Origin of the sequence: Advenella kashmirensis W13003, assembly GCF_000506985.1 — a bacterium.
Classification (GTDB): domain Bacteria; phylum Pseudomonadota; class Gammaproteobacteria; order Burkholderiales; family Burkholderiaceae_B; genus Advenella; species Advenella kashmirensis_A.
On the sequence record NZ_KI650982.1, the window covers coordinates 69,160 to 93,149 of the forward strand.

The following is a 23,990-nucleotide window of genomic DNA, read 5'->3' on the forward strand; positions in this document are numbered from 1 at the left end:
TCAGATCAATTAACCTGAATATTGGCTTCTTTCACGACCCGCGTCCATTTTTGAACCTGTTCGCTATAAAACGTGTTGAACTGCTCGACCGTCCCACCGCCAATGACAATTGCCATTTGCTGCAGCTTATGCTGTACGTCGGTGTCTTTCAGGGCAGTGTTGATATATCTGTTGAGCGCCAGAACCACCTCCGAAGGGGTCGCTTTGGGAACAGCGAAGCCCCACCAGACTTTAGCTTCGAGATCAGGGTAACCCAGCTCTTTGGCTGTTGGCACATCCGGCAATTGTGCGATGCGCTTATCGCTGTCGACCATGAGCGCGCGCAGCTTGTGGCCTTCCACCTGGGGAACGGCTTCCAGAGGGTTCAGAAACATGAACGAGACCCGACCGGAAACGAGATCCAGTTTTGCCGGTGACCCGCCTTTGTATGGAACATGCAGCATATCGGTATGGGTGGTGATTTTCAGCAGCTCAGAGGCCAGATGCGGTGCGCTGCCACTGCCCGAAGTTGCAAACGAAACGGCCCCCGGCTTTGCCTTGGCTGCATCCAGCAGGTCACTGAACGTCTTGAAAGGTGAATTCTGGCTGACCACAAGAATCAGAGGCGCATATCCGACATAGGCCACCGGTGCAAGATCATCAACTTCGTTAAAAGACCGTCTGGGATAGACGGCCGGATTGGTCGCCAGGCCGTTGGCGCCGATCAGTATGGTGTAGCCGTCCGCCGCAGCTCTGACCACTGCTTCCGTGCCGATATTGCCGTTAGCACCTGCTCTGTTTTCCACGATGACCGGTTTGCCGGTTTGCTCACTGATACTGCCGGCAAAAATCCGCCCGAGCGTATCGACGGCTCCCCCAGGGGGAAACGGAACGACCAGTGTAATTGGCTTTTCCGGATAGGCAGCCTGTGCCGGGATGGCAATAAACCACCAGAGCGCACCCAGGCTGCACGCCACCACACTGACGATTCTCAAAATGATGATATTCATGAGCTAGTCTCCTGTCTTTTTTAATGTTCGAGAATGCCTGCTACCAGTTGCATGGTGATGACGCCCGCTATGCGTCATCACCATGCAACCATGCTAATCGCAGTCCTGTTCGCTGAAAAGCAACATTTCTGACTACCTGCTATTCCTGAAATGAATATCCGGAAACCGCTTTTTCTTCTATCGTTTGGCGCCGCAGAACAGGCAGGAAACCGGACGTCAATCGCCCTTATAGGAGTGTGTCTCAACGATCTCCTGCAGTAATTCGCCCGTGCACTCAAGCAGTGCGGTGCGAGGGCGTTCCGCCGAGGTAGCCATTGCCAGCACGCTGATCATGTGAGGCGCCGTAATACGGCGCATAAGGAGGTGCTCGCGCGCGTCGCTGATGGCGACAGCATGCTTTGTCGCAATGGCGTATCCCTCGTTTTGGGAAACCAACTGCACGATGGTTGCCACAGCATCAATTTCCAGTGCAATCGTCGGTTTGAGTGCCATGGTCGCCAGTCTGGTTTCAATGAGCATGCGCAATGGATGCGGGCGACGGGGAATAATAAGTGGCAAATCAGCAATCTTACGCAAGGCAATCGTGGGCCCGAGGCTGCGAGCATCAGATTTTTTGCGCGCCAGCAGAACAAGGGTATCTTCGCGCAAAGGTCGTATGTCCAGACTTGACGATGGAAGCGGATCATGTAAAAGCGCAATATCGATTCGTCCGGCCTGCAACCACTCATACAAATGAATGGTCAGTCCTTCGGTCACACACAAATGGGCGTTGGGGTATCGTCGCCTGAACGCCTGGATAAATGGAATGCTTAATGAACGGGCTGCAGCATAGGGCATCCCAAGCGTGACGCTTCCCAGCGGACAGTCCCTGGCATCCTCTACATCGTGACGCGCATGTTCAAATTGCATTTGAATTGTACGCCCATGCACCAACAGTCGTTTGCCTGCCTCTGTCAGGCTGACACCACGTCCATTTCGATAGAATAATGTCTGCCTGAGTTCCACCTCAAGACGCCTGACCTGGCGGCTCAGGGCTGACTGCCCGACGCCAAGCACCATCGCGGCCTGGGTAAAGCTGCCCAATTCTGCGACGCAGATAAAACACTCCAGTTGCCGCAAGTCCATTCCATGCCCCCTTAGTGCGCAATGACATGTGAATGGTTATAACACCAACATGAAATAACCGGTTAATACGTATTCAGTATCATACAATCTATTTTTAATATTGGACTAATATCATTCTTCTCTCATATGCTGTCTGCAAACAGGAACAGGCATATGAATGACAGAAAACCACCCACCTCATCCGCGCTTTCAGGCATCAAAATCGTCGACTTGACGTCCGTCATTTTCGGCCCCTATGCCTCGCTGGTTCTGGCCGATTACGGAGCCGAGGTCATCAAGGTAGAATCGCTCCAGGGAGACTCTACAAGATACACGGGCCCCGCCTACCAGGAAGGTTTGTCGGCCGTTTTTCTCGGCGCCAACAGAAACAAGAAAAGTATTGCGATTGACATCAAAACGCCGGAAGGACTGATGATCCTGCAACGACTGCTGGAAGATGCAGATGTCTTTATGCACAGTATCAGACCCCAGAAATTAAAAAAGCTCGGACTGGATCCCGCTACGCTGACTCAACATGCGCCAGGACTGATCTATGCAGCGCTGCTTGGATATGGATCAAAGGGGAGCTATAGCGGCATGCCCGCATATGACGACATTATTCAGGGCTTAAGCGGCATTCCGGAACTGATGCACAAGCAGTCCGGCGCAATACGCTACCTGCCCATTATTGCTGCCGATAAAACCTGCGCACTGACAGCGGCCCATGCAATTCTGGCCGCGCTCTTCCAGCGGGAACGGGATGGCCGGGGGCAGGTCGTCGAAGTCCCGATGTTCGAATCGATGGTCTCGTACGTGCTGCTTGAACATTTGTATGGCCGACATTTGGCAGACAAAGACCTCGACGCCGGTTATGTACGTGTGCTTTCAGAGTGGCGGCGTCCTTATCAGACGACCGATGGCCATATTTGCATGATGCCTTATACCGATGAACATTGGCGGCGCTTTTTCACCTGTTCAGGAAACCCCGGACGGGCTGAAGACCCCAAATTCCAAAGCATTGCCGCACGTACTCAAAATATAAACCAATTGTATGAGCTTACGGGCAGCATCGTAAAAGCACATTCGACCGCTCATTGGCTACAGTTTTGCCAGGAGCAGGAAATTCCGGCTGCCCGAGTCAATACGCTGAACGAGCTGGAGCGGGATCCGCATCTGCAGTCAGCCGGTTTCTTTTCTGAACTCATGGATCAGGGCCATCGATATCGTTTTACAGGCAATCCGGTTACGCTGTCCAACTCCAAGGTCACTGTCAAAATGCCGCCCCGGCTTGGTGAAAACACAGTTGAAATTCTCAGTGCACTTGGCTATTCAAATCAGAAAATCAATGATCTATGCAGGCAACACGTTATCAAGGATGCCGGGCAAACCACATATGCATAAACGGGAGAACAGGATGCAACAAAGCGAACGCAAAATACTGGGTATGGGCTTCTACTGGCAGGATCTGGAAGTCGGCCAGACATTCGTCACATTCAAGCGAACGATTACCGAAACCGACATCATCAATTTCATCAGTTGTACCGGCATGCTTGAAACCATCTTCATAGACAAGACGTTTGATGCCGGAGCCATTGCCGGCAGACCCGTGCCCGGCGCCCTCACCTACGGCATTATCGAAGGCATACTCATGCAATCCATGGTTCAGGGAACGGGCCTGGCTCTGCTTGAAGTTCATAAAAAAATGCTGGCGCCGGTCGTAGCAGGCGATACCGTGCACGCCGAAGTCGAAGTCAGCAGCGTCACGCCGACCAGCAAAGGAAACCGTGCCGTGGTGGACACCCATGTGGACATCAGGAACCAGAACAACACAATTGTCATCAGCTACGACGTCAAACGCATGCTGGCTGGAAGACCGCAATAAACGGCCATGATCAATATGACAAAAGCACCGGACCACGTATGCTGACCGACTTCAAAATAGCCCATCTGCCCGAAGAGGATGAACACCTGCGACAGGAAATCCGGGCGTTTGTCAAAACCCATACACAGCATATGTCCGCATTTGACCGAGCCCGCTCCTGGATGGGCTTTGATGCCGGATTCAGCAAAAAACTCGCACAACAGGGCTGGCTCGGACTGACACTTCCGGAACAATATGGCGGTGCAAACAAAGGATATTACACACGGTATGTAGTCTCCGAAGAACTGCTTGGGGCAGGCGCGCCCGTATCCGCCCACTGGATTGCCGATAGACAGAGCGGTCCGCTCATTCTGCGCTATGGCAACGAATCCCAGCGCGAATATTATTTACCGAAAATCTGTCGGGCCGAGGCCTTTTTTTGCATCGGCATGAGTGAACCGGACTCCGGATCCGATCTGGCCAGCATTCGCAGCCGCGCCGTCAGGACCGGCACCGGCTGGGTGCTGAACGGCAGCAAAATCTGGACCACCAACGCGCATCGCTCGCACTACATGATCGCGCTGGTGCGCACCAGCGGCGAACCGGACGATAAACATAAGGGGCTGTCGCAGTTCATTATTGATCTGGCCGCGCCGGGGGTAACGGTGCATCCAATCCGCGACCTGGCGGGTGACGAACATTTTTCCGAGGTCTTTTTTTCCGACGTACAGCTTGACGGACAAGCGTTGATCGGCACCGAGGGCGCAGGCTGGGAGCAGGTCAATGCAGAACTGGCGTTTGAGCGCAGCGGATCGGAACGTCTTTATTCAAGCATGGCCCTGGTTGAATGTTTTATCCAGGAGTGCCGCAGCCAGGGATGGGACAGTCCGGCGATACGCGCAACAGTAGGCGCGATCACTGCCCGGTTGGCAGTACTGCGCATGATGTCGCTCTCGGTCACAGGCAAACTGGCCGAAGGGGAACACCCTGCCCTGGAGGCCACGCTGGTTAAAGACTACGGCACCACGCTTGAACAGGACATCCCGAAAATGATCGACACATGCCTGGGCGAGTGTCCCGATTACCAGCCCTCCATTGAACTCGTCAATACGCTGTCTTTTGTCGGGCAGATTTGTCCCAGCTATTCGCTGCGTGGCGGCACGCGTGAAATACTGAGGGGCATTATCGCTCGTGGCCTGGGTTTGCGCTAAGGAATGTGAATGGATTCATTAATTGAAGATGCCCTTAAAGACCTGTTTGGTCAACTAACCAAACCTTCGCAGAATACGGTCACCAGCAAGGAACAGCGCGACGCGATAGCGGATGAAATACAGGCCGGCGGCTTTACCGATCTGCTCCTGCCACAAGAGGCCGCAGGTACTGGCATAACGCTTTTCGAAGCGATCCCCTTGCTCAAGCTGGAAGGCTTTTACAACCTGCCGGTGCCATTTGCACAGACCGTCGTTACGCGAGCATGGGCGCATAGGCACAACATCGCACTTCCGGAAGGCATGACAGGATACGCAGCCATTGCATCAAAACCGGACGCACGGCGGCGGTCTGCCACTTTGCATAAAGCGTGGTACGGCGACTGGGCACATATGCTGGTTGTGAACGGGAACGAATGTTATCTGGCGAGCAGCGGTACAGCTCAGGTGCAGTACCAATACGAGGGAAACCTGTTCGCCGCCATTTCCTGGCCTGACGAGAGCCTGGAGCGTCTTGAAGTCGGCCAGCAGGCCGCGGCGGAATTATCCCGGCTTTGTATATTTTCCATGGCGGCAACAATCGTGGGCGCCATGGAAAAGGCGTTTGAAATGACAGTGGAATATGCAGGCGAGCGTAAACAATTCGGCCGACCTGTGAGCAAATTCCAGGCAGTACAACATCAGATCAGCGAAATGTCGGAACATGTCTGCGCTGCAGGTATGGCGTTGCAAATGGCCGGTGAAACAGGAAGCGCTGTGCTGGCCGCGCCGGCAGCCGAACCGCTTGCCATTGCCCAATATCAGATCGCACATATTTCTGATCGGATTGCCGATATTGCGCACGCGGTTCATGGCGCTATCGGTATCAGCCAGGACTACCCCCTGCACCACTACACCCGCAGAATCCGGGAGTGCAAATCCTGCTATGGGTCCAGTCATTATTGGGCCGCCCTCATCGGTGACCGCATATTGAACAGGCATCAGGATACGTTGCTGTCCGCGCTCACGCAGGCGCAGCCCGGCCGTCAACCACATCAATAGAAGAAGCGCCCCTACCCTCTGGAGGAGACAAATCATGTATTTGCAAGACGTCAAAAGAAGCGGCACCACCTTGCTGTTGGGTGCCATCCTGAGTTGCGTGTCCGGTCTTGCCTTCGCAAGCGACGATCATGCGTGGCCGGAAAAACCGGTCACCATGGTTGTACCGTTTCCTGCCGGCGGGCCAACCGACATTGTGGCGCGGCAGATGGCCAAACAGCTTTCACAGCAACTTGGCCAGCCATTCGTGGTGGAAAATCGTGGCGGGGCCAATGCAACGATCGGCATGCAACACGTCGCCACAGCCAAACCGGACGGCTATACCATTCTGTACAACACCTCCTCCATCGCATTGAGTCCCGCGCTATACAAGAACCTGTCATACGATCCCATCACTGCATTCGACCCCGTTTCGACCACGGCAAATGTGCCATTGGTCGTACTGGTCAATCCTCGCCTGCCCGTCGATACGCTGAGCGAACTCAAGGCGCATATCAAGACGCACAAGACTACTTACGCGTCCGGCGGCATGGGCAACATCACTCACCTGGGTGGTTTTTTGCTTAACAAAAACCTTCAGATCAACGCACTGCATGTGCCCTATAAAGGCAGTGCGCCAGCGCTGGTCGACGTTATGGGTGGCCAGGTGGACTACATGGTGAACACGCTGAACGATTCTCTCCCGGCGATCCGGGGCAAGAAAGTCCGGATATTGGCGATTGCAAGCCTGCGCCGCAACGAAGCCTTACTGCCCGACGTGCCGACGGTTGACGAGGCCGGTCTCAAGAATTTCGAAATCGGCGCATGGCAAGGTGTCGTTGTACCCAGGGGCACTCCAAAACCGGTTATCGACAAACTGAACCAGACGATTCGTAACACCCTGAATCGTGCCGATTTCAAAGCAACCTTGCAGGAACAGGGAACGGAGGCGCTTGGTTCGACGCCCGAGGCTTATCGCGAATTCATCGGAAAGGAAACCGAACGCTGGAAACAGGTTGTGCAGGACGCGGGGGTCACGTCCAGTTAAACGCTGACAGTTACAACCGATACGACGCCTATCTACCCGCATCACACATAAAAACAGCGCACTGGAGACAACATGAAAAGACCATTATCAATCGTCCTTTGTACGGCGGTCTCGCTTTTTGGACTGATCGCACCGGCCACAGGCTGGGCGGCCTACCCCGACAAACCTATCAAAATGATTGTATCCTTCCCGCCGGGTAGCGGAACTGATACCAACGCACGCTATGCTGCAAAAAAAATGTCTGAGAAGCTGGGCGTACCGGTGCTGGTGGAAAACAAGCCCGGGGCAAACAGTTTTATCGCCGCTGAAGCCGTCGCCAATGCAAAGCCCGATGGGTACACGCTTCTATTCGCCAGCAATTCGCCGGTGGCGACCAATGTCGCCATGTTCAAATCTCTTCCCTATGATCCTGTCAAGGGCCTCACACCGCTGGCTAAACTGAGTTTTGGCGCAATGGGTGTCGCAGTTAACGCTTCTTCCTCCTACTCCTCTATCGCTGAGCTGGTCTCCCAGGCAAAACTCAATCCGGGGAAAATGAACTACGGCAGCGGGAGCGCTTCCTACAGGATTGCAACTGAGTTATTCCTGTCCATGGCCGGGATCGCGGCCAAGCAAATCCCATACAAAGGCGCGGCGCCGGCGCTGACCGATCTTGCCTCAGGCCAGGTCGATTTCGTTTTTGCCGACTATGGCGCGATATTGCCGCTGGCCAATGCGGGTAAAGTCCGGATTATCGCCGTCACGGGCACGGACAGGCTCGCAACGGCGCCGGACATTCCGACACTGAAAGAACTCGGTTATCCAGACTATTACATGGTCAACTGGACGGCAGCCTTCGGTCCCGCCGGGCTTCCCGCACAGATCACGAACACACTCGCCGCTACGCTGGAGGACATTTACAAGACGGATGATGCCAAAGCATTTCTGGCCCGGATCAACTGGGAAGCCTTCCCCGGGGGCGCACAAGATCTGGCGCGCTTTCAGCGCACAGAAATACAGCGCTGGTCTGCTGCGGCCGAACAGGCAGGCATACCCAAACAGTAAATTGATCCTTGCGGCCGCAGAAGGATCGGTTACTTTGATAGAATGACCCATGCCGTGACCGGATTGCCTTGTCGGCAGGTTTTCTACATTTGTGATTATCTGGACTCCCTAAATTGGAACTGCGCCGTATCAGACATTTTGTCGTGCTCGCCGAAACGCTGAATTTTCATAAGGCAGCCGAAAAACTCCATATTGCACAACCTCCGCTTTCTGTTTCCATACAAAAGCTTGAGGCCGAATTGGGGGTGATTCTGTTTGACCGCAATTCCAAAGGTGTCGCACTCACTACTGAAGGCGCCCGAATATTGGCCTTGTCGGTGCGTTTATTGCAGGCAGCCGAACAGGTTGAACAGACTGCGCTGGAAATCCGGGAGGGCACGAACGGATCACTGCGAATCGGAATTGTCGGCTCGACCACCCAGCAACTGTTCCAGAAACTGGTTTCAGCGTTTCGTGCCGCCTACCCCAAGATTGAAATTTCGATTCATGAGGCTACGTCGACCCAAATCGTTGAGGCGGTGAGTTCAGGAAAACTAGACATCGGTCTGATCCGTACGCCAATACTGACGAGCCTGGATGTCAATATGCAGGTTCTTGAGAATGATTATTTTATTTTAGCGATGCCCGAAGGCCATGCACTGGGCAGTCGCCCAATCAGGCTCAATGAACTGGCACAGATGCCATTCATCGTCTATTCGCCTGAACATGCGCGTGGCCTGCACTACGCCATGATGGCGGCATGTCAGTCTGCCGGTTTTTCGCCAAAGACCTCCCAAATCGCCGTCCAGGTTCAAACCGTTCTATCTCTGGTTGAGAGCCACTTTGGCCTGGCGCTGGTCCCGTCGGTTATGGCAAACATCAACCGCTACCGGATCACTTATAGAAAGCTCGAAGACGAGTCAGCAATCAAGCGCATCGGCTACGGGCTGGTGTACAAGCAGGATACCGAATCCATGGCCACGTCACGATTTCGAGCCCTGGCCTCGGACATGTCGGTTCGCACCTGACCGTTGTGCACGGACCTTGGACACCATTGCAGCGAACCGATACAATAGTCGATCCTGCCACCCTTTGACGCCCCTGCCCCGATGCCACGGTCAACGACGAATCGAACATGAACCTTTCTCTGCGCCAGATGAGAGCCTTTGCCGCCCTGGCAAGTATGCGCAATTTCACGCGGGCAGCCGAACATTGCTGCATTACGCAGTCGGCCTTCAGCGCATTAATCCTCAATCTGGAAAGGGACCTGAATGCGAAGCTGTTTTCACGGAATACGCGAAATGTAGAGTTGACGGCCGAAGGCGAAGTATTTCTGAACATTGTCAACCATCTTATGCCGGAAACCGAGCGCGCGCTCTCGGAAATGCAAGACCATGTATCCAGGCGTAAGGGACGGGTTGCGATCGCCGCATTGCCTACGATCTTTTCTGCACTCCTGCCCGACATTATCGCCACTTTTATTAATAAGTATCCAGGCATCGAACTGATTGTTGAAGACGTCTCAAACACTTCCTGCCTGGAACTCGTCAGATTGCGGAAAGTTGATTTTGCACTATGCGCCTCTGCCGAGCCCGGTGCTGACCTTATTATCGAAAAACTGGCGTCCGATACCTTTTATTTCGTATGTCAATCGACCCACCCCCTGGCAAACAGGAAGCGTCTGGCCATCATCGAACTGCTGCCTCACCCGATCATTGTGTTCGAGACCGCCAGCAGTATCCGCCAGCACCTGGACGCTTCCGTTTATCCTAAGCAATGGATCAAAGTGCTTCAGGTGAACAATCTTGCCACCGCCGCCGGGCTTGTCGGCGCCGGCATCGGCCCCACTATTGTCCCCCTTCTCGGTTTATGCCAATTCGATCTGAATATATTGCGCGCAATTCCCGTTACATTACCCATTAACGAACGGGATATTTGTCTGTTGCGACGCAAGGACGCAACCGAATCGATTGCCGCTCAGGAATTCATCCGCCTGTTGCGGGCCCGCCTGGCCCGCGAGGTGAGCCTGCTGGCCTCGCGTCACCCCGGCAGTTAAACAAGCTCTGTCCCAGCCCACGCTTCATCTTCGCACTGCTGCAAGCAGGCCGCATCAATCACATTTGTGATTTCGTTTATTAATCGTTTTTATCGATTAATTTACAAAAACAATCCATATATTAGCTAACTTGCCCGGGGTAGACTGCATAAAAAAACTATAACTGCCTACATCCAACAGGAGACCTAATCATGATCCGATTCGCCAAGCTGATGCAAACGGCCGTCCTGGCCGCGATGTCAGTCATCACGTTTAACGCCGTTGCCGACGAGTACCCAAGCAAGCCGGTACGTATTACCGTCGGCATGGCGCCGGGCGGCTCCAATGACACCATTGCACGCCTGATCTCGTCCGAGCTGTCCGAAAAAATGGGCAAGTCATTTGTGGTGGAAAACAAACCCGGGGCAAACAGCACCATCGCCACCAGCGAATTGAAACGGTCCAAGCCGGACGGTTATCAGCTGATGCTGGTGATTTCATCACATGTGACCAACACCATGCTCTACCCTGATCTGAACTACAAGCTGGATGACTTCAAGCCGGTTGCGCTTATTGCCGAGACGCCGTTCGTGCTCGTGGCCAATCCGAATTTCAAGCCCGATACGCTGGCGCAATTCATTGCCCTGGCCAAATCAGGCGAACAGAAAATAGACTTCGGCACCCCCGGCCTTGGCTCTACGCAACATATTGCGATGGAGTTGATGGATCAAATGGCCGGAATCAAAATGAACCATGTCCCCTACAAAGGCGGCGCACCCGCCCAGACGGATCTGCTGGGCGGTGTGATACCCGTTATTTTCGCCACGCCGACCCAAAGCCTGCCTTTTATCCAGAAGAAACAGCTGAAGGCAATCGCGGTTACGTCAAAAAAACGGCTCGCCCAGCTTCCTGAGGTTCCGACCTTCGATGAGGCCGGGCTCCCCGGCTACGACGCCAATGTATGGTTTGGCATCATTGCCCCCAAGGATACGCCCGATTCAATCGTCCAGACGCTCAATAAAGAGATCAACGGTATCGTGCAGAGCGACAAAATCCGCAAGCGCCTTGAAGACCTGGGGCTCACGCCGATCGACAGCACGACACAGGTTTTCCAGACATTGCTGGATCAGGAGCAGAAAAAATGGCGCGATGTCATTAAGAAAGCAAACATTCAATTTCAATGATTTTTTACCCCTTGTCAATTATCAGGAGCTTTGTATCCCATGCCAGTTATTGCATCCGTTTCCGTCTGTATCGCGCGCGTTCCTCTTGCCGCACCGGTCACCTTTTCCACACGCCGGGTGACCGCAAGGGAATATTGTCTTGTTCGCATTCGTTCCACCGACGGCGTCGAAGGGCTGGGCTATTGCTACGCAGTCAATAGTGCCGGCCGCCTGCTCTCCGTTGCTGTGACCGATCTGCTGGCGGCCCGGCTGGTCGGCCAGGATTCCCACAGGGTGGAGGGCTTGTGGGCGGAAATGTATCAGGAAGCGTTGCTGGTCGGCCGAACCGGCGCAGTCATGCGCGCCCTCTCGGCTTTGGATACAGCGTTATGGGATCTGAACGCCCGGTCCGCAAAGCTCCCGCTGTATCGATTTCTGGGTGCAAAAGCCCTGGATCGGGTACCTGGCTATGCGAGTGGTGGCTATTATCTGCCAGGCAAAACAACAGAGGATCTCGCCCGGGAGATGGCAGGCCATGTGCAGGATGGGTTCAAGGCGGTAAAAATCAAAGTCGGACTTGAAAGCATCGCAAACGAACGGAAACGAATGGCGGCGGTCCGCGAAGCCATCGGCGACGACACGCGCCTGATGCTTGATGCCAATAATGCCTGGAAAGATTTGCCGACCGCGCTCGAATACCTGCGGTGCTTCGAGCCGTTCAACCCGTTCTGGATCGAAGAACCCTTCTCACCGGACGATCTGGATAATCACGTTCGGCTGGCGCGCGCGACCCCGGTCACTGTGGCAACAGGCGAGGTTGAAGCGGGCAGATGGCGCTTCAAGGATTTGATTGCGCTGGAGGCCACGACCCTGCTGCAGACGGATGCGACCGTGTGCGGCGGCATCACCGAGTGGCGACGGATTGCCGCCACGGCGGCCAGCCACGGGATCATGGTGGAACCTCATGCCTGGCATGACGTTCATATCCATTTGGTGGCAAGCACCCCCAATACCACTTATGTCGAATGGATGCCCGACGATCACATCGTCAATTTCCGCAAAGTTATTGACCGTCAACTGGTTGCAGACGACGGCGATCTTCTGCTGCCCCAGGGCGAGGGGCTGGGATTTCAGTTTGACGACGCAGCCATCGAACAGTATGGTGTGATCTATCCCGGGGAACAAAACAGATGGATAACCATCGAATAAACCTCGCGCCGTAACAATGCGACAATATAGACTGCCTGGCATGCGTTATGATTACAGTTGCATTCACGCTGCCTTAGCGCTTGACCCTGTCGCATCACGGTTTTGTACCGACCCACACTCAGCCTAACAGGAGACATGATGTCAGAACGTATTAAGGGTGTGTTATCACCCGTTGTTACGCCCTTTAGGGAAGACTTGAGCGTAGACCTTCCGCGCTTTATCGATCAATGCAAGTGGCTGCAATCGAACCAGATCGGCCTGGCCTTTCTGGGTACGAACTCGGAAGCCAATTCTCTTTCGCCGCAGGAGCGGCTTGAGATGATCGAAGCACTCGTTCAGGCTGGTTTGAACCCCAAAGGGATGATGCCGGGAACCGGGGGATGTGATTTGCCTTCGACGGTGCGTCTGACGCAACGCGCAGTTGAACTGGGTTGTGCAGGTGTACTGATGCTGCCGCCGTTTTACTATAAAGGCGTGTCCGACGAAGGACTTTATCGCTACTTCTCCGAAGTCATACAGCGCGTCGCGGACGACCGCCTGAAGATCTATTTGTATCATATTCCGCCCGTCGCCCAGGTCGGCATCACCTTGCCTTTGATCGAGCGGTTGCTCAAGTCTTATCCTTCTGTCATTGCAGGTGTCAAAGACTCTTCTGGAGACTGGCAAAATACGCAAGCCATGCTTGAACGTTTCGGTCCGCAGGGCTTCGATGTTTTTGCGGGAAGCGAAACGTTCCTGTTGCAGACGTTGCGAGGCGGCGGCGCCGGCTGCATCAGCGCAACAGCAAATGTCAACGCTGTCGCCATTCATGGGCTGTATCAGAACTGGAAAGGACCGGATGCAGATGCCCAGCAAAGGGGACTGGACAGGATACGCCAGATCTTCCAAAGCTTCCCCATGATCCCTGCGCTCAAGTCGGCTATCGCCCACTGGAGTTCGAACGACGACTGGCTCCGGCTGCGACCGCCTCTGACGCAACTGAGTCCCGACCAGCATCGTGATTTGATACAACAACTGGAAGCCGCGGGATTCAGCATCACCGGTTTGAGGTAACTGCGGTATGAACGCTGCCCTGCAACTGACGTACGCATAAAAGATGCATAACGTCCGTTACCGGGCAGCAAACCCGAGAATCAGGCTTCGCCCTCACCCGCCGCGGGCTCCGGCGCCTGGCCCGAACGGACTTTTTCTTCGATACGGCGACCAACGTCGGCATCAATACTTTTCCAGTAATCAAACGCACGCTCCAGCACCGGACTACGTACGCCCCCCAGCAGGCTTCCGGCCACCTGTTCGATCAGCGCACTGCGCTGCGCGTCGTTGAATACATCGCGCACTAGCGTGCCGGGTTGGCCGAAATCATCATCTTCGGGATGCAAGGTATACGCTTGACGCACCATATCGCCGTCAGCTTCCCAACCATCTTCCGTCTTGCCAGTTTCATCGGCCCATGGGCGACCACCGCTGTTGGGCACATAAACGGGCGCATTTCCACTGTGTTCATAAGCCATCTGGCCATCAAACATATACGTGTTGACAGGCACTTTGGGCCGATTGACCGGCAGTTGATGGAAATTCGTACCAATACGATTGCGCTGTGCATCGTTGTAGGCAAAGGCACGGCCAAGCAGCATTTTATCGGGCGACAGCCCAATACCGGGCACGATATTGCCCGGCGAAAACGCAGCCTGTTCAATCTGGGCGAAGAAATTTTCCGGATTGCGGTTCAGCGTCATGGTGCCCACTTTGATCAGCGGGTAATCTTTATGCGACCAGGTTTTGGTCAGATCAAAGGGATTGAAGCGATAATTTTTTGCATCTGCATACGGCATAACCTGTACAGACAAGATCCAGCTTGGGTGCTCGCCTCGGGCGATGGCATCGAACAGATCACGTCTGTGAAAGTCGGCATCCTTGCCGGCCATCTCGGATGCCTCGGCGTTATTGAAAAACGCCATGCCCTGATTGGTATGGAAATGATATTTCACCCAGAATTTCTCGCCGGCGGCATTGACCCACATATAAGTATGTGACCCGTAGCCATTCATATGGCGCCAGGTCCTTGGCAGGCCTCGCTCCCCCATCAAATAGGTAACCTGGTGCGCGGTCTCGGGGTTATTGGTCCAGAAATCCCACTGCATGTGATTATCCCGAAGCCCCGAATCGGGCAGGCGCTTCTGGCTGCGGATAAAATGCGGGAACTTCATCGGGTCGCGCACAAAAAATACCGGCGTGTTATTGCCTACCAGATCATAATTGCCCTCGTCGGTATAGAACTTCAAAGAGAAACCGCGTACATCGCGCCACGTATCGGGGCTGCCCGCTTCCCCGGCAACGGTAGAGAACCGTGCCAGCATCTCGGTCTTACAGGCTTTCTGAAAAAGTGCGGCTTTAGTGTACTTGGACACATCTTCCGTGGTTTCGAAAACACCAAATGCACCGGCTCCCTTGGCGTGCGGCTGGCGTTCAGGCACCTTTTCACGATTAAAATGCGCCATCTGCTCCAGGAAATGCACATCATGAAGCAGAATGGGACCGTTAGCTCCGACAGTGAGCGAATTGCGATCGCTTTGCGCCGGTGCGCCTGCTCCGGTTGTAGAACCCGACGCTGTTTTGTTGTTCGAATCACTCATGACAATTTCTCCTTGCAACGTGTTAGGCAAGTACGCAGACAATAATCGTACCTGCATCCTCAATATAGAACATTTATGCTTGGCATGGGTCAGTCTATCCGGTCTATGTGTCACAATGATTGAATTGGAACGTTTATCAAGGTTAATGCAATGGGACTTCTCGTCGACGGCAAGTGGCATGATCAATGGTATGACACTAAAAAAACGGGAGGCCGTTTTGTTCGCGGCGACGCCCAGTTCCGGAACTGGGTCACGCCAGATGGCCGCGCAGGCGCGAGCGGTAAAGACGGCTTCAAGGCACAGGCAGGTCGCTACCACTTGTATGTTTCGCTGGCCTGCCCCTGGGCCAACCGCACATTAATCCTGCGCGCACTCAAGGGGCTGGAGCAAATGATCAGTGTCTCGGTCGTCAACCCCTATATGGGCGAAAATGGCTGGACTTTCCAGCCGGGACCGGGCGTCGTTGCAGACCCGGTAGGCCACGCCGATTTTCTTTATCAGATCTATCAGAGAGCCCAATCCGACTATAGCGGCCGTGTCACCGTACCTGTCCTGTGGGATCTGGAGCGCAATACAATTGTGAACAATGAATCTGCAGAAATCATCCGCATGCTCAACTCTGCATTCGACAGCATTGGTGCGACACCCGGAGACTATTCGCCCGCAGCACTTTTACCGGGCATTGACAAGGTGAACACGCAAATTTACGACAATATCAATAATGGTGTCTACAAGACCGGCTTTGCGACGGACCAGGCTGTTTACGAAAAAGAAGTAAGCAATGTATTTGCCGCACTGGATGAGTTGGAAATCAAGTTGGGGAAACAACGTTTCCTGCTGGGCGATACGGTGACTGAAGCCGATTGGCGGCTGTTCACCACACTGATCCGCTTTGACCCGGTATATCACGGTCATTTCAAATGCAATCTTCGCCGTCTGGTCGACTATCCGAATCTGTGGAGTTACACCCGCGAACTATATCAATGGCCGAAAGTCGCCTCGACAATCAACTTTGATCATATCAAACAGCACTATTATCGAAGCCATCACACCATCAATCCGAACGGAATCGTTCCCTTGGGGCCGGTCCTGGACCTGGACCGCGAACCCGATCGGACTCTCGAAAATGCCGACGACCCGCTATAAAATCAGCGGTTCGCCGGTACACCGCGCACTGGCCTTCTTAATACGATGTACGCGACAATGCCAACCGACAATACAATGGCAGACATCAAAAATGCAGACGTAAAAATATCGCCGTCCTGCAGCCGGAAAATATCATGCGCTTTTCCCGAGATCCATTGCATGAACGACGCGCCCATGAAGAGCGATGTGTTGAACAACGCGATCGCCCTGCCCTGCAAGTGCTGCGGATAAACTTCCTTGGCATCCGCCAGTTGCCAGACCGTATTGCAGGCTGCAATGGCAATGACAACGATAGAAAGAATGCTGACCCATAATTGTTGGCTATACGCAAGCACCACAAAACCGACCACCAGAATCCACGGCTCGATGCACAGATACCGGTACCGCTTTCCCGGGCCAGGGTCCAGGCGCCCGAACAGCATTGGACTGAATACTGAAATAATCGATAACAACAAAGCCAGATTGCCTGCAAATACCAGACTGACCTGATGACGTTCAACCAGCAGCGGCCCCAGCCACAATCCGCGCAGGGTCAGAAACGCAGCATAGATCACGAATACCAGCGCAAGAATGCCTGGTGTTTCGCGGATTTGCAGCAGGGATTTATAGCCGGAAATGGAACGAACCGCCGTGACTGCTTTCTGCTTTATGCTAAGCGCTGCGGAATCGGATTTTTCATCAACATTGCGCACACCAAAGAAAATCAGCAACCAGGTGAGAAAACTTAACACGGCCAAAATGTAAAAGCAGCTGCGCCAGCCAAGGTGCTCAACCAGCCAGGCCGTCGGTGTCGATGTGAAAACCAGCCCGAGGCTACCCGAACCCAGTGCAAAGGCATACATCATGGAAAATTGCTTGCCGGTGAAGTGTCGCGCCATCAGCACGATGCACACAAGGAATGCCGGTGCACAACCGAAGCCGATCAGAATCTGCCCCCACTGCAACATCGCCGGCGTCACCGCCGCAGCAGACAATACTGCCCCAATGACCGAAAACGGCGAAATGGCCAATATCGTTTTGCGTATTCCAAAATTGTCGATCAATAGGCCGATCAACAGTTGCAAACCGCCGAAGGCAATATGAAAGGAACCAATCACTCCGGCAAGCCGGTCGCTATTGAGCATGAATTCGGTTTTGAGCGGCACCGACAGAATGCCCCCCATGGTGCGGTAGGCCTGACTCAATATGAACCCGGACAGCAGAAAATAAAGCATGAGTTTGACTTTATTTATTGGAATTGCCTGCGTATTCAACGGATGCCTCGGATCGGGTTTGTAAAAATAATGAGAGGTTCGATTGTAGCGCACTGCGTCTTATGAGTTATGCACAACAAGATTTCGCGGCGGTCTTGCCTTCCACTTTAAAGGCGGCTTTGATTCTCGGACTCAATCGGCATGGTCATCTGAGCGCTCATTTCAACCAGATCACGCATCACCTGCAACGTGAGTTTCGAATGACTTTGGCCTTTCAATGTGAAAATACCGATCTGACGATTGGGCGCGCCCTTGAGTGTCAATATACGCAAATCCTCTTTGATGAAGGGCCGAGCCGCCGACAGGGGCAGCAAGGCCATGCCACACCCGGCTCGCACAAACTGGGAAATGGTGTTTAAATCCCGCAGTGCAAACGCGGGTGTGAACGTCGCCCCACGTTCAGAGAAATACTGGTCGACACCCGCCCGGGTGCTGGTACCCTCCGGCATGGAAATAATCGGCAGCGCCGCCAGCCCCTCTATGTCCCAGCGTTTGAGCGGCACCGCGACATCGGGCCGGTGCATCAGCACAAAGGGCTCCACAAACAGTTTGGTGAAGCGCAAGCCATCGACGGTGTTTTCTCTTGCCGCCAGGACAATATCGACTTTTCTGTCATAAAGCAGTTCCATGGCCTCGTTGGCGATCAGATCAAAGACCTGCACCTGCGCCTGCGGATTCGTCTTGCCCAGCGTGCGGATCAGTCTGGGCAAGAGCGTTGCGGCCAGCGTCGGCAAGGCGGCAATGGCCATGCGCTGATTGCGCAAGCGGACCATCTGCTCGAAATTGTTCAATCCTGTCTGGTAGCCGGAAACAACCTTGCGGGCCACCTCCAGTAGCGCCTGGCCGTCCCGGGTCAGGCCCACATGCCGGGTACTGCGCTCGAAAAGTCGAACGCCCACGCTCTCTTCAATCGTCCTGACCAGTTTGCTCAGCGTTGGCTGGGTCATATGCAATTGGTCTGCGGCTTTGTGAAAACTCAATGAATCGGCCAGTGTTACAAAAATATGCAGATGCCTTGGAGATAGATTCATGCCTTTTCTCTATCAAATAAGTAAAAAAAAGAACTTATTCTTTTGTCGTCTCAAGTGTAACCTTGATCCTGTACAGATAAAACAGGTGAACATATGCTAAGACTGGATAACAAAGTAGCCCTGGTGACAGGTTGCGGGACAATGGAAAGCGGCTGGGGCAATGGCAAGGCGACTGCCGTGATGCTGGCCAGACAGGGTGCGACCGTTTATGGATGCGACCTGAATCAGGAAGCGGCAGAACGAACGCGCGATATTATTCTGGAAGAAGGCGGCGCCGCGACCGTGCAGCCCTGCGACGTAACCCAGTCCGCCCAGGTCGCCGACATGGTCGCCAACTGCATTGCACAGTACGGCCGCATCGATATTCTGGTCAATAACGTGGGCCGCTCAGAACCCGGCGATCCGGTCACCATGGACGAAGCGGTCTGGCATGAGCAATTACAGGTCAATCTCACCTCTGCTTTCCTGTGTTGCAAGCACGTTATTCCCATCATGGAAGCCCAGGAAGGCGGCTCGATTATCAATATGTCTTCTGTCGCCGGCCTGCGTTACGTGGGAAAACCGCAAGTGGCCTATGCAGCGGCAAAGGCGGCCCTGATGCAAATGACCACGACTACAGCCGTCATTTATGCGAAAAAAAATATCCGGCTTAACTCAGTCGTGCCCGGATTGATGTTCACTCCCCTGGTTGAGCGCCTGGCAAAAAAATATGCAGGCGGCGATTATGAAGCCTTCGTTGCTCACCGCCACGGCCAGGTGCCGATGGGGCGCATGGGCGATGCCTGGGATATTGCGCACGCCGTCCTTTTTCTGGCCAGTGATGAAAGTCGCTACATCACGGCCCAACAGATCGTGGTCGACGGCGGCGTGACCATGACCACCCCTTAACTGTCGGAGACTGGTGTGACACAGTTCAAAGGCCGTGTAAACGGTAAAGTCGCGATTGTGACGGGGGCCGGAAGCGTCGGCGCAGGCTGGGGCAATGGCCGCGCCACGGCGGTTAGGCTGGCCCAGGAAGGTGCGATCGTCGTTGCGGTAGACCGGGATCTGGACGCCATGCAGGAAACCCGGCAATTGGCAGGTGAACATGCCGACGCCATCGCGCCGACTACGTGCGATGTAACAGATGATAACGCCGTGCAGGCGCTGGCGCACGCCACCCAGCAGAAATACGGTCGCATTGATATTCTGGTCAACAATGTGGGTGCCCCCGTGCCAGGCGGCCCCACTACGCTGACCCTGGCACAATGGCAGGCGCAACTTGATCTGAATTTGAGCAGCGTGTTTCTGACATGCCGGCATGTATTGCCCATTATGCAATCGCAAGAGAGCGGCGCGATTGTCAATGTGGCGTCAACCTCAGGCATTCGGTGGACGGGTGCTGCCCAGATCGCGTATGCGTCTGCCAAAGCCGGCGTCATTCAGTTTGGCCGTGTAGCCGCTGTCGAGCATGCACCCAGTGGCATTCGCGTCAATACCGTCGTCCCCGGCCAACTTCATACGCCCCTGGTGGATGCCTTCCTGGCACGGGATCAGGCCGATGGGGACACATCGGCGCTGCTTGCGCGTCGCCAGGCGAGAATTCCGTTACCATTCACCGGCGATGGACGCGATACGGCAAATGCCATCCTTTTCTTGGCTTCGGATGAAGCCCGTTTTATCACCGGAACAGAATTGGTCGTAGACGGAGGCATGAGCGCGCGTTGCGACTGAATGATTCCCCCATTATTTCAAACCTGATAAGGAGCCACAATGGCAAGAATACCCTATGCAACACTAAATCGGCCGGAAACCGCCGAGCTGGAAAAACGCATCACGAAAGAGCGTGGAGAAATATTTCATCTGTATGGAATGCTGCTCAATAGCCCTCCCATTGCCGAAGGCTGGCTGAATTTTCTGACTGCAGTTCGCCAGAAAAGCTCACTCGCAGCCGATGTGCGGGAGTTGCTGATCATGCGCGTGGCCGTCCTGAACGAAGCGGACTACGAGTTTGCGCAACACATGCCATTTGCCATTCGAGCAGGCTATACGCAGTCTCAGATGGAGCAGTTGCGGGAAAACAGGCTACAGGATTTCAGCGATCGGGATAAAGCGGCCCTGGCATACTGCGACGCCATGACACGCCAGATCCGCGTACCCGATGAAACATTTGAGGCAATTCGACCTTATTTCAATGAACAGGAACTGGTGGAAGTCACCGCCACCATCGCCGCCTACAACATGGTTTCCCGCTTCCTGGAGGCGCTACAGATCGACCATGATTAATCAAGACAGGTAAATCCTGGCACAATAACGAGGAGACAAAAGATGAACACAATATTCAAAGGCTGGAAAACAGCCATCGCATTGCTCTGCGGCGCGTTCATGATGCATTCGGCTGCGGCGCAGGAATCCTTTCCGAAAGAGCCGATCCAGTTGGTCATTCCCTTCGCCCCTGGCGATACGGATAAAATGTTGCGCCCCATCGCAGACCGGATGCGCGACACCCTGGGACAGCCCGTCGTCCTGCAATACAAACCTGGTGCAGGCGGTGGCGTCGGTGCCGGTCAGGTCGCCAACGCCAAGCCGGACGGCTATACACTGGTGGGCAGCTCACCCGGTGCATTGGTGATCGTGCCACTTGCAAACAAAGAAATCAAATATGAAACGGAATCCTTCGCGCCGATTGCCGCGTTCTCGAAAGGCGCATTTTTGCTCCTGGTACCGGCTGACTCTCCTTATAAAACGCTGGACGATCTGGTCAAGGCCGCAAAGCAAAAGCCAGGTACGATCACCTACGGCAGTTCGGGAACAATGGGTATCACCCATTTGCTGACCGAAATTTTTTCAAAAAATGCTAAAGTGCAGCTCATGCATGTTCCCTATCAGGGAAGTACACCGGCAGTGGTCGATTTGCTGGGTAAGGAAATTGACATGGCGACCGCAGCAATCGCACCGGCGCTGGGTTATGTGAAGGCCGGCAGATTGCGGGCACTGGCCGTCATCAGCGATCGTCGCACCGCCCTTTTGCCCGATGTACCGACGACGGCAGAGTTGGGTTATGGCGTGAACAGTCCCGCACTCTACGGTATTGTGGCGCCCAAGGGAACTCCAAAAGACAGGATTGACGCCATCTACCAGGCAGCAAAAAAAGCCGTTGCCTCGCATAAAGATGAAATCACCAAAAATCTGGCCACACTGGGCGCAGAAGTGCAATTGCTGGATCCCGAAGCCTATGCCGCCTATTTGCAGGAACAGAAAACGATGTTTGCAGAGGCGATCGACGGATTGACGATCGGAAAATGAGGGTGCGGCATCTGCCGGGCCGATCGCTGTTGCATCATTCTTCGGCCTCAAGCAGTGCTGCGGCAAGACCCAGCAAAACCGGACTGAGTTCCTTTTCAATCTCCGCCGGATCCCTCTGGGTATTGACACTGACATTCAAAACATGAACAGGATGAAACTGGTAGCGTAGCGGTGTTGCCAGTGCGATCACATTGGGCTGCCACGAAGCCAGGCAGTAGCCTGACTTCTGAACCTGCCTGACCGATCTGAGAATATCCCCCTCCAGCGACGCCCAGTCCGCATGACGCCGAAGATGCAGCCGCTGCAACAGCGCACGTTGTTCTGTGAGTGAAAGACTGGCCAGATAAGCGCGTCCAAGCGAAGTCAGTTCAATCGGCACGCGCTGGCCGGCGACCACATTGCGCAGTGACACCTTTTTATTGAAGCGCACTGATTCCAGATAGACCATCTCGTCCCCGTCAATGGTGGCAATACCCACATTGATTTTGTGCGTTTGGGCCACGCGTTGCATCAGGGGTGCAGCACTTTTCAGCACGGCAGAAGCCGAGCGCATTGCGTGTGCAAAACTGAGCAATGGAGCCGCCAGCCGATAGGCCCGCTCTCGTGCATCGTATTCCAGCATACCGGTGCGCACCAGTGTTTGCGTCAGGCGGCTGACCGTGGCCGGTGCAATGCCGGTACGTTCGCTCAATTCGCTGTTCCCGATCAAATCGGCCCCTGGACGAAAAGCCCGCAGAATATCAATTCCGCGTTCCAGCGATCTGTTTTGTGCCGGTCGTGCCAGACGTTGTTGCGCCGAATTTTTCGTCATCTGTCCCTGCCTGTATTTCCATCTAGTGAAATTGTCGTATTACGTTTGTGCAGTTTACCGCATAAACTGCAAACGTCATATTCAAGCGCATACGCCAGTAAGACGAACGTGCAACTACCCTTCAGACAGACAAAATAACAGGAGAGACAATGATACAGATTACGATATCCAAACGCTGGCGACAAACGATCCGTGCGACGCTTTTCACGATCACGGGACTTGCGTCGCTCGTGCCCGTTTCCGCAACGTACGCGGCATACCCGGAACGCCCTATCCGGCTGATCGTGCCATTCGCACCGGGCGGCGGTACGGACATGATTTCCCGGCTGATCGCCGAAGGCATGAGTAAAGACCTGCACCAGACCATCATTGTTGAAAACAAGCCGGGCGCCGGCACTACCATCGGCTCAGACGAAGTGGCACGTGCCAAGCCTGACGGATACACGCTGCTGATGGCGACCTTTGCCCATGTCGTCAATCCCTATTTGCATCCCAAACTACCCTACGATACCGACAAGGCTTTTGCTGCGATCAGCATGATCGGTCATTCCCCTAACGTACTGGTCGTCAAACCGGACAGCCCGATCAAATCGGTGAAAGCGTTGATCGAAGCGGCAAAACAGAAGCCGGGGACACTCACCTACGCTTCTCAAGGCGTTGGCACCTCAGCGCATCTGGCCGGCGAAATGCTGGAGTCCCTGGCCAAAGTAAACATGTCCCATGTCCCCTACCGGGGTGCGGGCCCTGCGCTCAATGATCTGCTGGGTGGTCATGTCGACATGATGTTCGGGACGGCCGCAGCGGTCGGTCCGTCACTGGAAGCGGGCACCTTGCGCGCCCTGGGCGTGACCTCCGCAGAGCGTTCTCCCAAGTTGCCCGACATTCCGACCATTGCCGAAAGCGGTGTGCCGGATTACGTTCTGGACGCCTGGTACGGCCTGTATGCCCCGGCAGGCACGCCTGCTGATGTCATTGAAAAACTCAACGCAGCTGCACACAAGGCGGCCAATGATGAAACGTTCCGTGCGAAAGTTCAGGGCGAAGGCCTTGTCATCTCGACCGGTACGCCAAAAGACCTGGATGACTATATCAAAGGCGAGCAAGCACGCTGGAAAAAGGTGATTTCCGCCAGCAATATCACACTCGACTAGAACCCACCCATAAAAGGAATTGA

23 protein-coding genes are annotated in these 23,990 nt (G+C 54.4%); 17 read left to right on the plus strand and 6 right to left on the minus strand.

The window, feature by feature from the left end:
• Window positions 1-5: 5 nt before the first annotated feature.
• Both W822_RS42285 and W822_RS42290 read right to left on the minus strand, forming a co-directional pair.
• On the minus strand, window positions 6-989 hold the full coding sequence (locus W822_RS42285) for a Bug family tripartite tricarboxylate transporter substrate binding protein (RefSeq protein ID WP_024006845.1): 984 nt from the start codon (window positions 987-989) through the stop codon (window positions 6-8).
• A 216-nt stretch (window positions 990-1,205) separates the two neighbouring features.
• Window positions 1,206-2,114 (minus strand): LysR family transcriptional regulator, encoded by a 909-nt coding sequence (locus tag W822_RS42290; RefSeq protein WP_024006846.1) that lies wholly within the window; start codon window positions 2,112-2,114, stop codon window positions 1,206-1,208.
• A 153-nt stretch (window positions 2,115-2,267) separates the two neighbouring features.
• Here W822_RS42290 and W822_RS42295 point away from each other — a divergent pair, with 153 nt between their 5' ends.
• The 11 genes from W822_RS42295 to W822_RS42345 all read left to right on the plus strand — a co-directional run bounded on the left by W822_RS42295 (window position 2,268) and on the right by W822_RS42345 (window position 13,710).
• Complete coding sequence (locus W822_RS42295; protein ID WP_024006847.1) at window positions 2,268-3,494, plus strand: CaiB/BaiF CoA transferase family protein; 1,227 nt, start codon at window positions 2,268-2,270, stop codon at window positions 3,492-3,494.
• 13 nt (window positions 3,495-3,507) lie between these two features.
• On the plus strand, window positions 3,508-3,975 hold the full coding sequence (locus W822_RS42300; protein WP_024006848.1) for a MaoC family dehydratase: 468 nt from the start codon (window positions 3,508-3,510) through the stop codon (window positions 3,973-3,975).
• A gap of 38 nt (window positions 3,976-4,013) precedes the next feature.
• Window positions 4,014-5,165 (plus strand): acyl-CoA dehydrogenase family protein, encoded by a 1,152-nt coding sequence (locus W822_RS42305; RefSeq protein WP_024006849.1) that lies wholly within the window; start codon window positions 4,014-4,016, stop codon window positions 5,163-5,165.
• A 9-nt stretch (window positions 5,166-5,174) separates the two neighbouring features.
• Window positions 5,175-6,203 carry an acyl-CoA dehydrogenase family protein gene (locus W822_RS45990; RefSeq protein WP_024006850.1) on the plus strand — a complete coding sequence of 343 codons (1,029 nt, stop codon included), beginning with the start codon at window positions 5,175-5,177 and terminating at the stop codon, window positions 6,201-6,203.
• A 34-nt stretch (window positions 6,204-6,237) separates the two neighbouring features.
• The gene (locus tag W822_RS42315; protein ID WP_024006851.1) at window positions 6,238-7,227 is read left to right on the plus strand and encodes a Bug family tripartite tricarboxylate transporter substrate binding protein; all 990 of its coding nucleotides are present in this window, start codon (window positions 6,238-6,240) and stop codon (window positions 7,225-7,227) included.
• 72 nt (window positions 7,228-7,299) lie between these two features.
• Complete coding sequence (locus W822_RS42320) at window positions 7,300-8,271, plus strand: Bug family tripartite tricarboxylate transporter substrate binding protein (RefSeq protein ID WP_024006852.1); 972 nt, start codon at window positions 7,300-7,302, stop codon at window positions 8,269-8,271.
• 113 nt (window positions 8,272-8,384) lie between these two features.
• A complete protein-coding gene (locus tag W822_RS42325) occupies window positions 8,385-9,278 on the plus strand; it encodes a LysR family transcriptional regulator (protein ID WP_024006853.1) in 894 nt (297 codons plus the stop codon).
• A gap of 107 nt (window positions 9,279-9,385) precedes the next feature.
• A complete protein-coding gene (locus W822_RS42330; RefSeq protein WP_024006854.1) occupies window positions 9,386-10,306 on the plus strand; it encodes a LysR family transcriptional regulator in 921 nt (306 codons plus the stop codon).
• Between the two features lie 191 nt (window positions 10,307-10,497).
• Complete coding sequence (locus tag W822_RS42335; protein WP_024006855.1) at window positions 10,498-11,469, plus strand: Bug family tripartite tricarboxylate transporter substrate binding protein; 972 nt, start codon at window positions 10,498-10,500, stop codon at window positions 11,467-11,469.
• Between the two features lie 39 nt (window positions 11,470-11,508).
• Window positions 11,509-12,657, plus strand: a complete 1,149-nt coding sequence (locus tag W822_RS42340) for a mandelate racemase/muconate lactonizing enzyme family protein (protein WP_024006856.1) — start codon at window positions 11,509-11,511, stop codon at window positions 12,655-12,657.
• Between the two features lie 138 nt (window positions 12,658-12,795).
• Window positions 12,796-13,710 (plus strand): dihydrodipicolinate synthase family protein, encoded by a 915-nt coding sequence (locus W822_RS42345; protein ID WP_031243511.1) that lies wholly within the window; start codon window positions 12,796-12,798, stop codon window positions 13,708-13,710.
• Window positions 13,711-13,790: 80 nt separating this feature from the next.
• Here W822_RS42345 and W822_RS42350 read toward each other — a convergent pair whose 3' ends face one another.
• Window positions 13,791-15,290, minus strand: coding sequence for a catalase (locus tag W822_RS42350; RefSeq protein WP_024006858.1), 1,500 nt, complete (start codon window positions 15,288-15,290; stop codon window positions 13,791-13,793).
• Window positions 15,291-15,440: 150 nt separating this feature from the next.
• Here W822_RS42350 and W822_RS42355 point away from each other — a divergent pair, with 150 nt between their 5' ends.
• Window positions 15,441-16,436, plus strand: coding sequence for a glutathione S-transferase family protein (locus W822_RS42355; protein ID WP_024006859.1), 996 nt, complete (start codon window positions 15,441-15,443; stop codon window positions 16,434-16,436).
• A gap of 2 nt (window positions 16,437-16,438) precedes the next feature.
• Here the strand turns inward: W822_RS42355 and W822_RS42360 are convergent, their stop codons facing one another.
• Both W822_RS42360 and W822_RS42365 read right to left on the minus strand, forming a co-directional pair.
• A complete protein-coding gene (locus W822_RS42360; RefSeq protein ID WP_024006860.1) occupies window positions 16,439-17,650 on the minus strand; it encodes an MFS transporter in 1,212 nt (403 codons plus the stop codon).
• A 146-nt stretch (window positions 17,651-17,796) separates the two neighbouring features.
• Window positions 17,797-18,720 carry a LysR family transcriptional regulator gene (locus tag W822_RS42365; protein ID WP_024006861.1) on the minus strand — a complete coding sequence of 308 codons (924 nt, stop codon included), beginning with the start codon at window positions 18,718-18,720 and terminating at the stop codon, window positions 17,797-17,799.
• 93 nt (window positions 18,721-18,813) lie between these two features.
• Here W822_RS42365 and W822_RS42370 point away from each other — a divergent pair, with 93 nt between their 5' ends.
• Genes W822_RS42370 through W822_RS42385 form a run of 4 tightly spaced genes read left to right on the plus strand, consistent with a single transcriptional unit; the run spans window position 18,814 to window position 22,005 of the window.
• Window positions 18,814-19,608: an SDR family NAD(P)-dependent oxidoreductase gene (locus tag W822_RS42370; RefSeq protein WP_024006862.1), complete on the plus strand. Its 795-nt coding sequence runs from the start codon at window positions 18,814-18,816 to the stop codon at window positions 19,606-19,608.
• Between the two features lie 15 nt (window positions 19,609-19,623).
• Complete coding sequence (locus W822_RS42375; RefSeq protein WP_024006863.1) at window positions 19,624-20,433, plus strand: SDR family NAD(P)-dependent oxidoreductase; 810 nt, start codon at window positions 19,624-19,626, stop codon at window positions 20,431-20,433.
• Between the two features lie 39 nt (window positions 20,434-20,472).
• Window positions 20,473-20,985 carry a carboxymuconolactone decarboxylase family protein gene (locus W822_RS42380; RefSeq protein WP_024006864.1) on the plus strand — a complete coding sequence of 171 codons (513 nt, stop codon included), beginning with the start codon at window positions 20,473-20,475 and terminating at the stop codon, window positions 20,983-20,985.
• 42 nt (window positions 20,986-21,027) lie between these two features.
• Complete coding sequence (locus W822_RS42385; protein ID WP_024006865.1) at window positions 21,028-22,005, plus strand: Bug family tripartite tricarboxylate transporter substrate binding protein; 978 nt, start codon at window positions 21,028-21,030, stop codon at window positions 22,003-22,005.
• 34 nt (window positions 22,006-22,039) lie between these two features.
• Here W822_RS42385 and W822_RS42390 read toward each other — a convergent pair whose 3' ends face one another.
• Window positions 22,040-22,816, minus strand: a complete 777-nt coding sequence (locus W822_RS42390; RefSeq protein WP_024006866.1) for an IclR family transcriptional regulator — start codon at window positions 22,814-22,816, stop codon at window positions 22,040-22,042.
• A 149-nt stretch (window positions 22,817-22,965) separates the two neighbouring features.
• Between W822_RS42390 and W822_RS42395 the strand changes: the two genes are divergently transcribed.
• Window positions 22,966-23,967, plus strand: coding sequence for a Bug family tripartite tricarboxylate transporter substrate binding protein (locus W822_RS42395; protein ID WP_051401845.1), 1,002 nt, complete (start codon window positions 22,966-22,968; stop codon window positions 23,965-23,967).
• The last annotated feature ends 23 nt before the right edge of the window (window positions 23,968-23,990 follow it).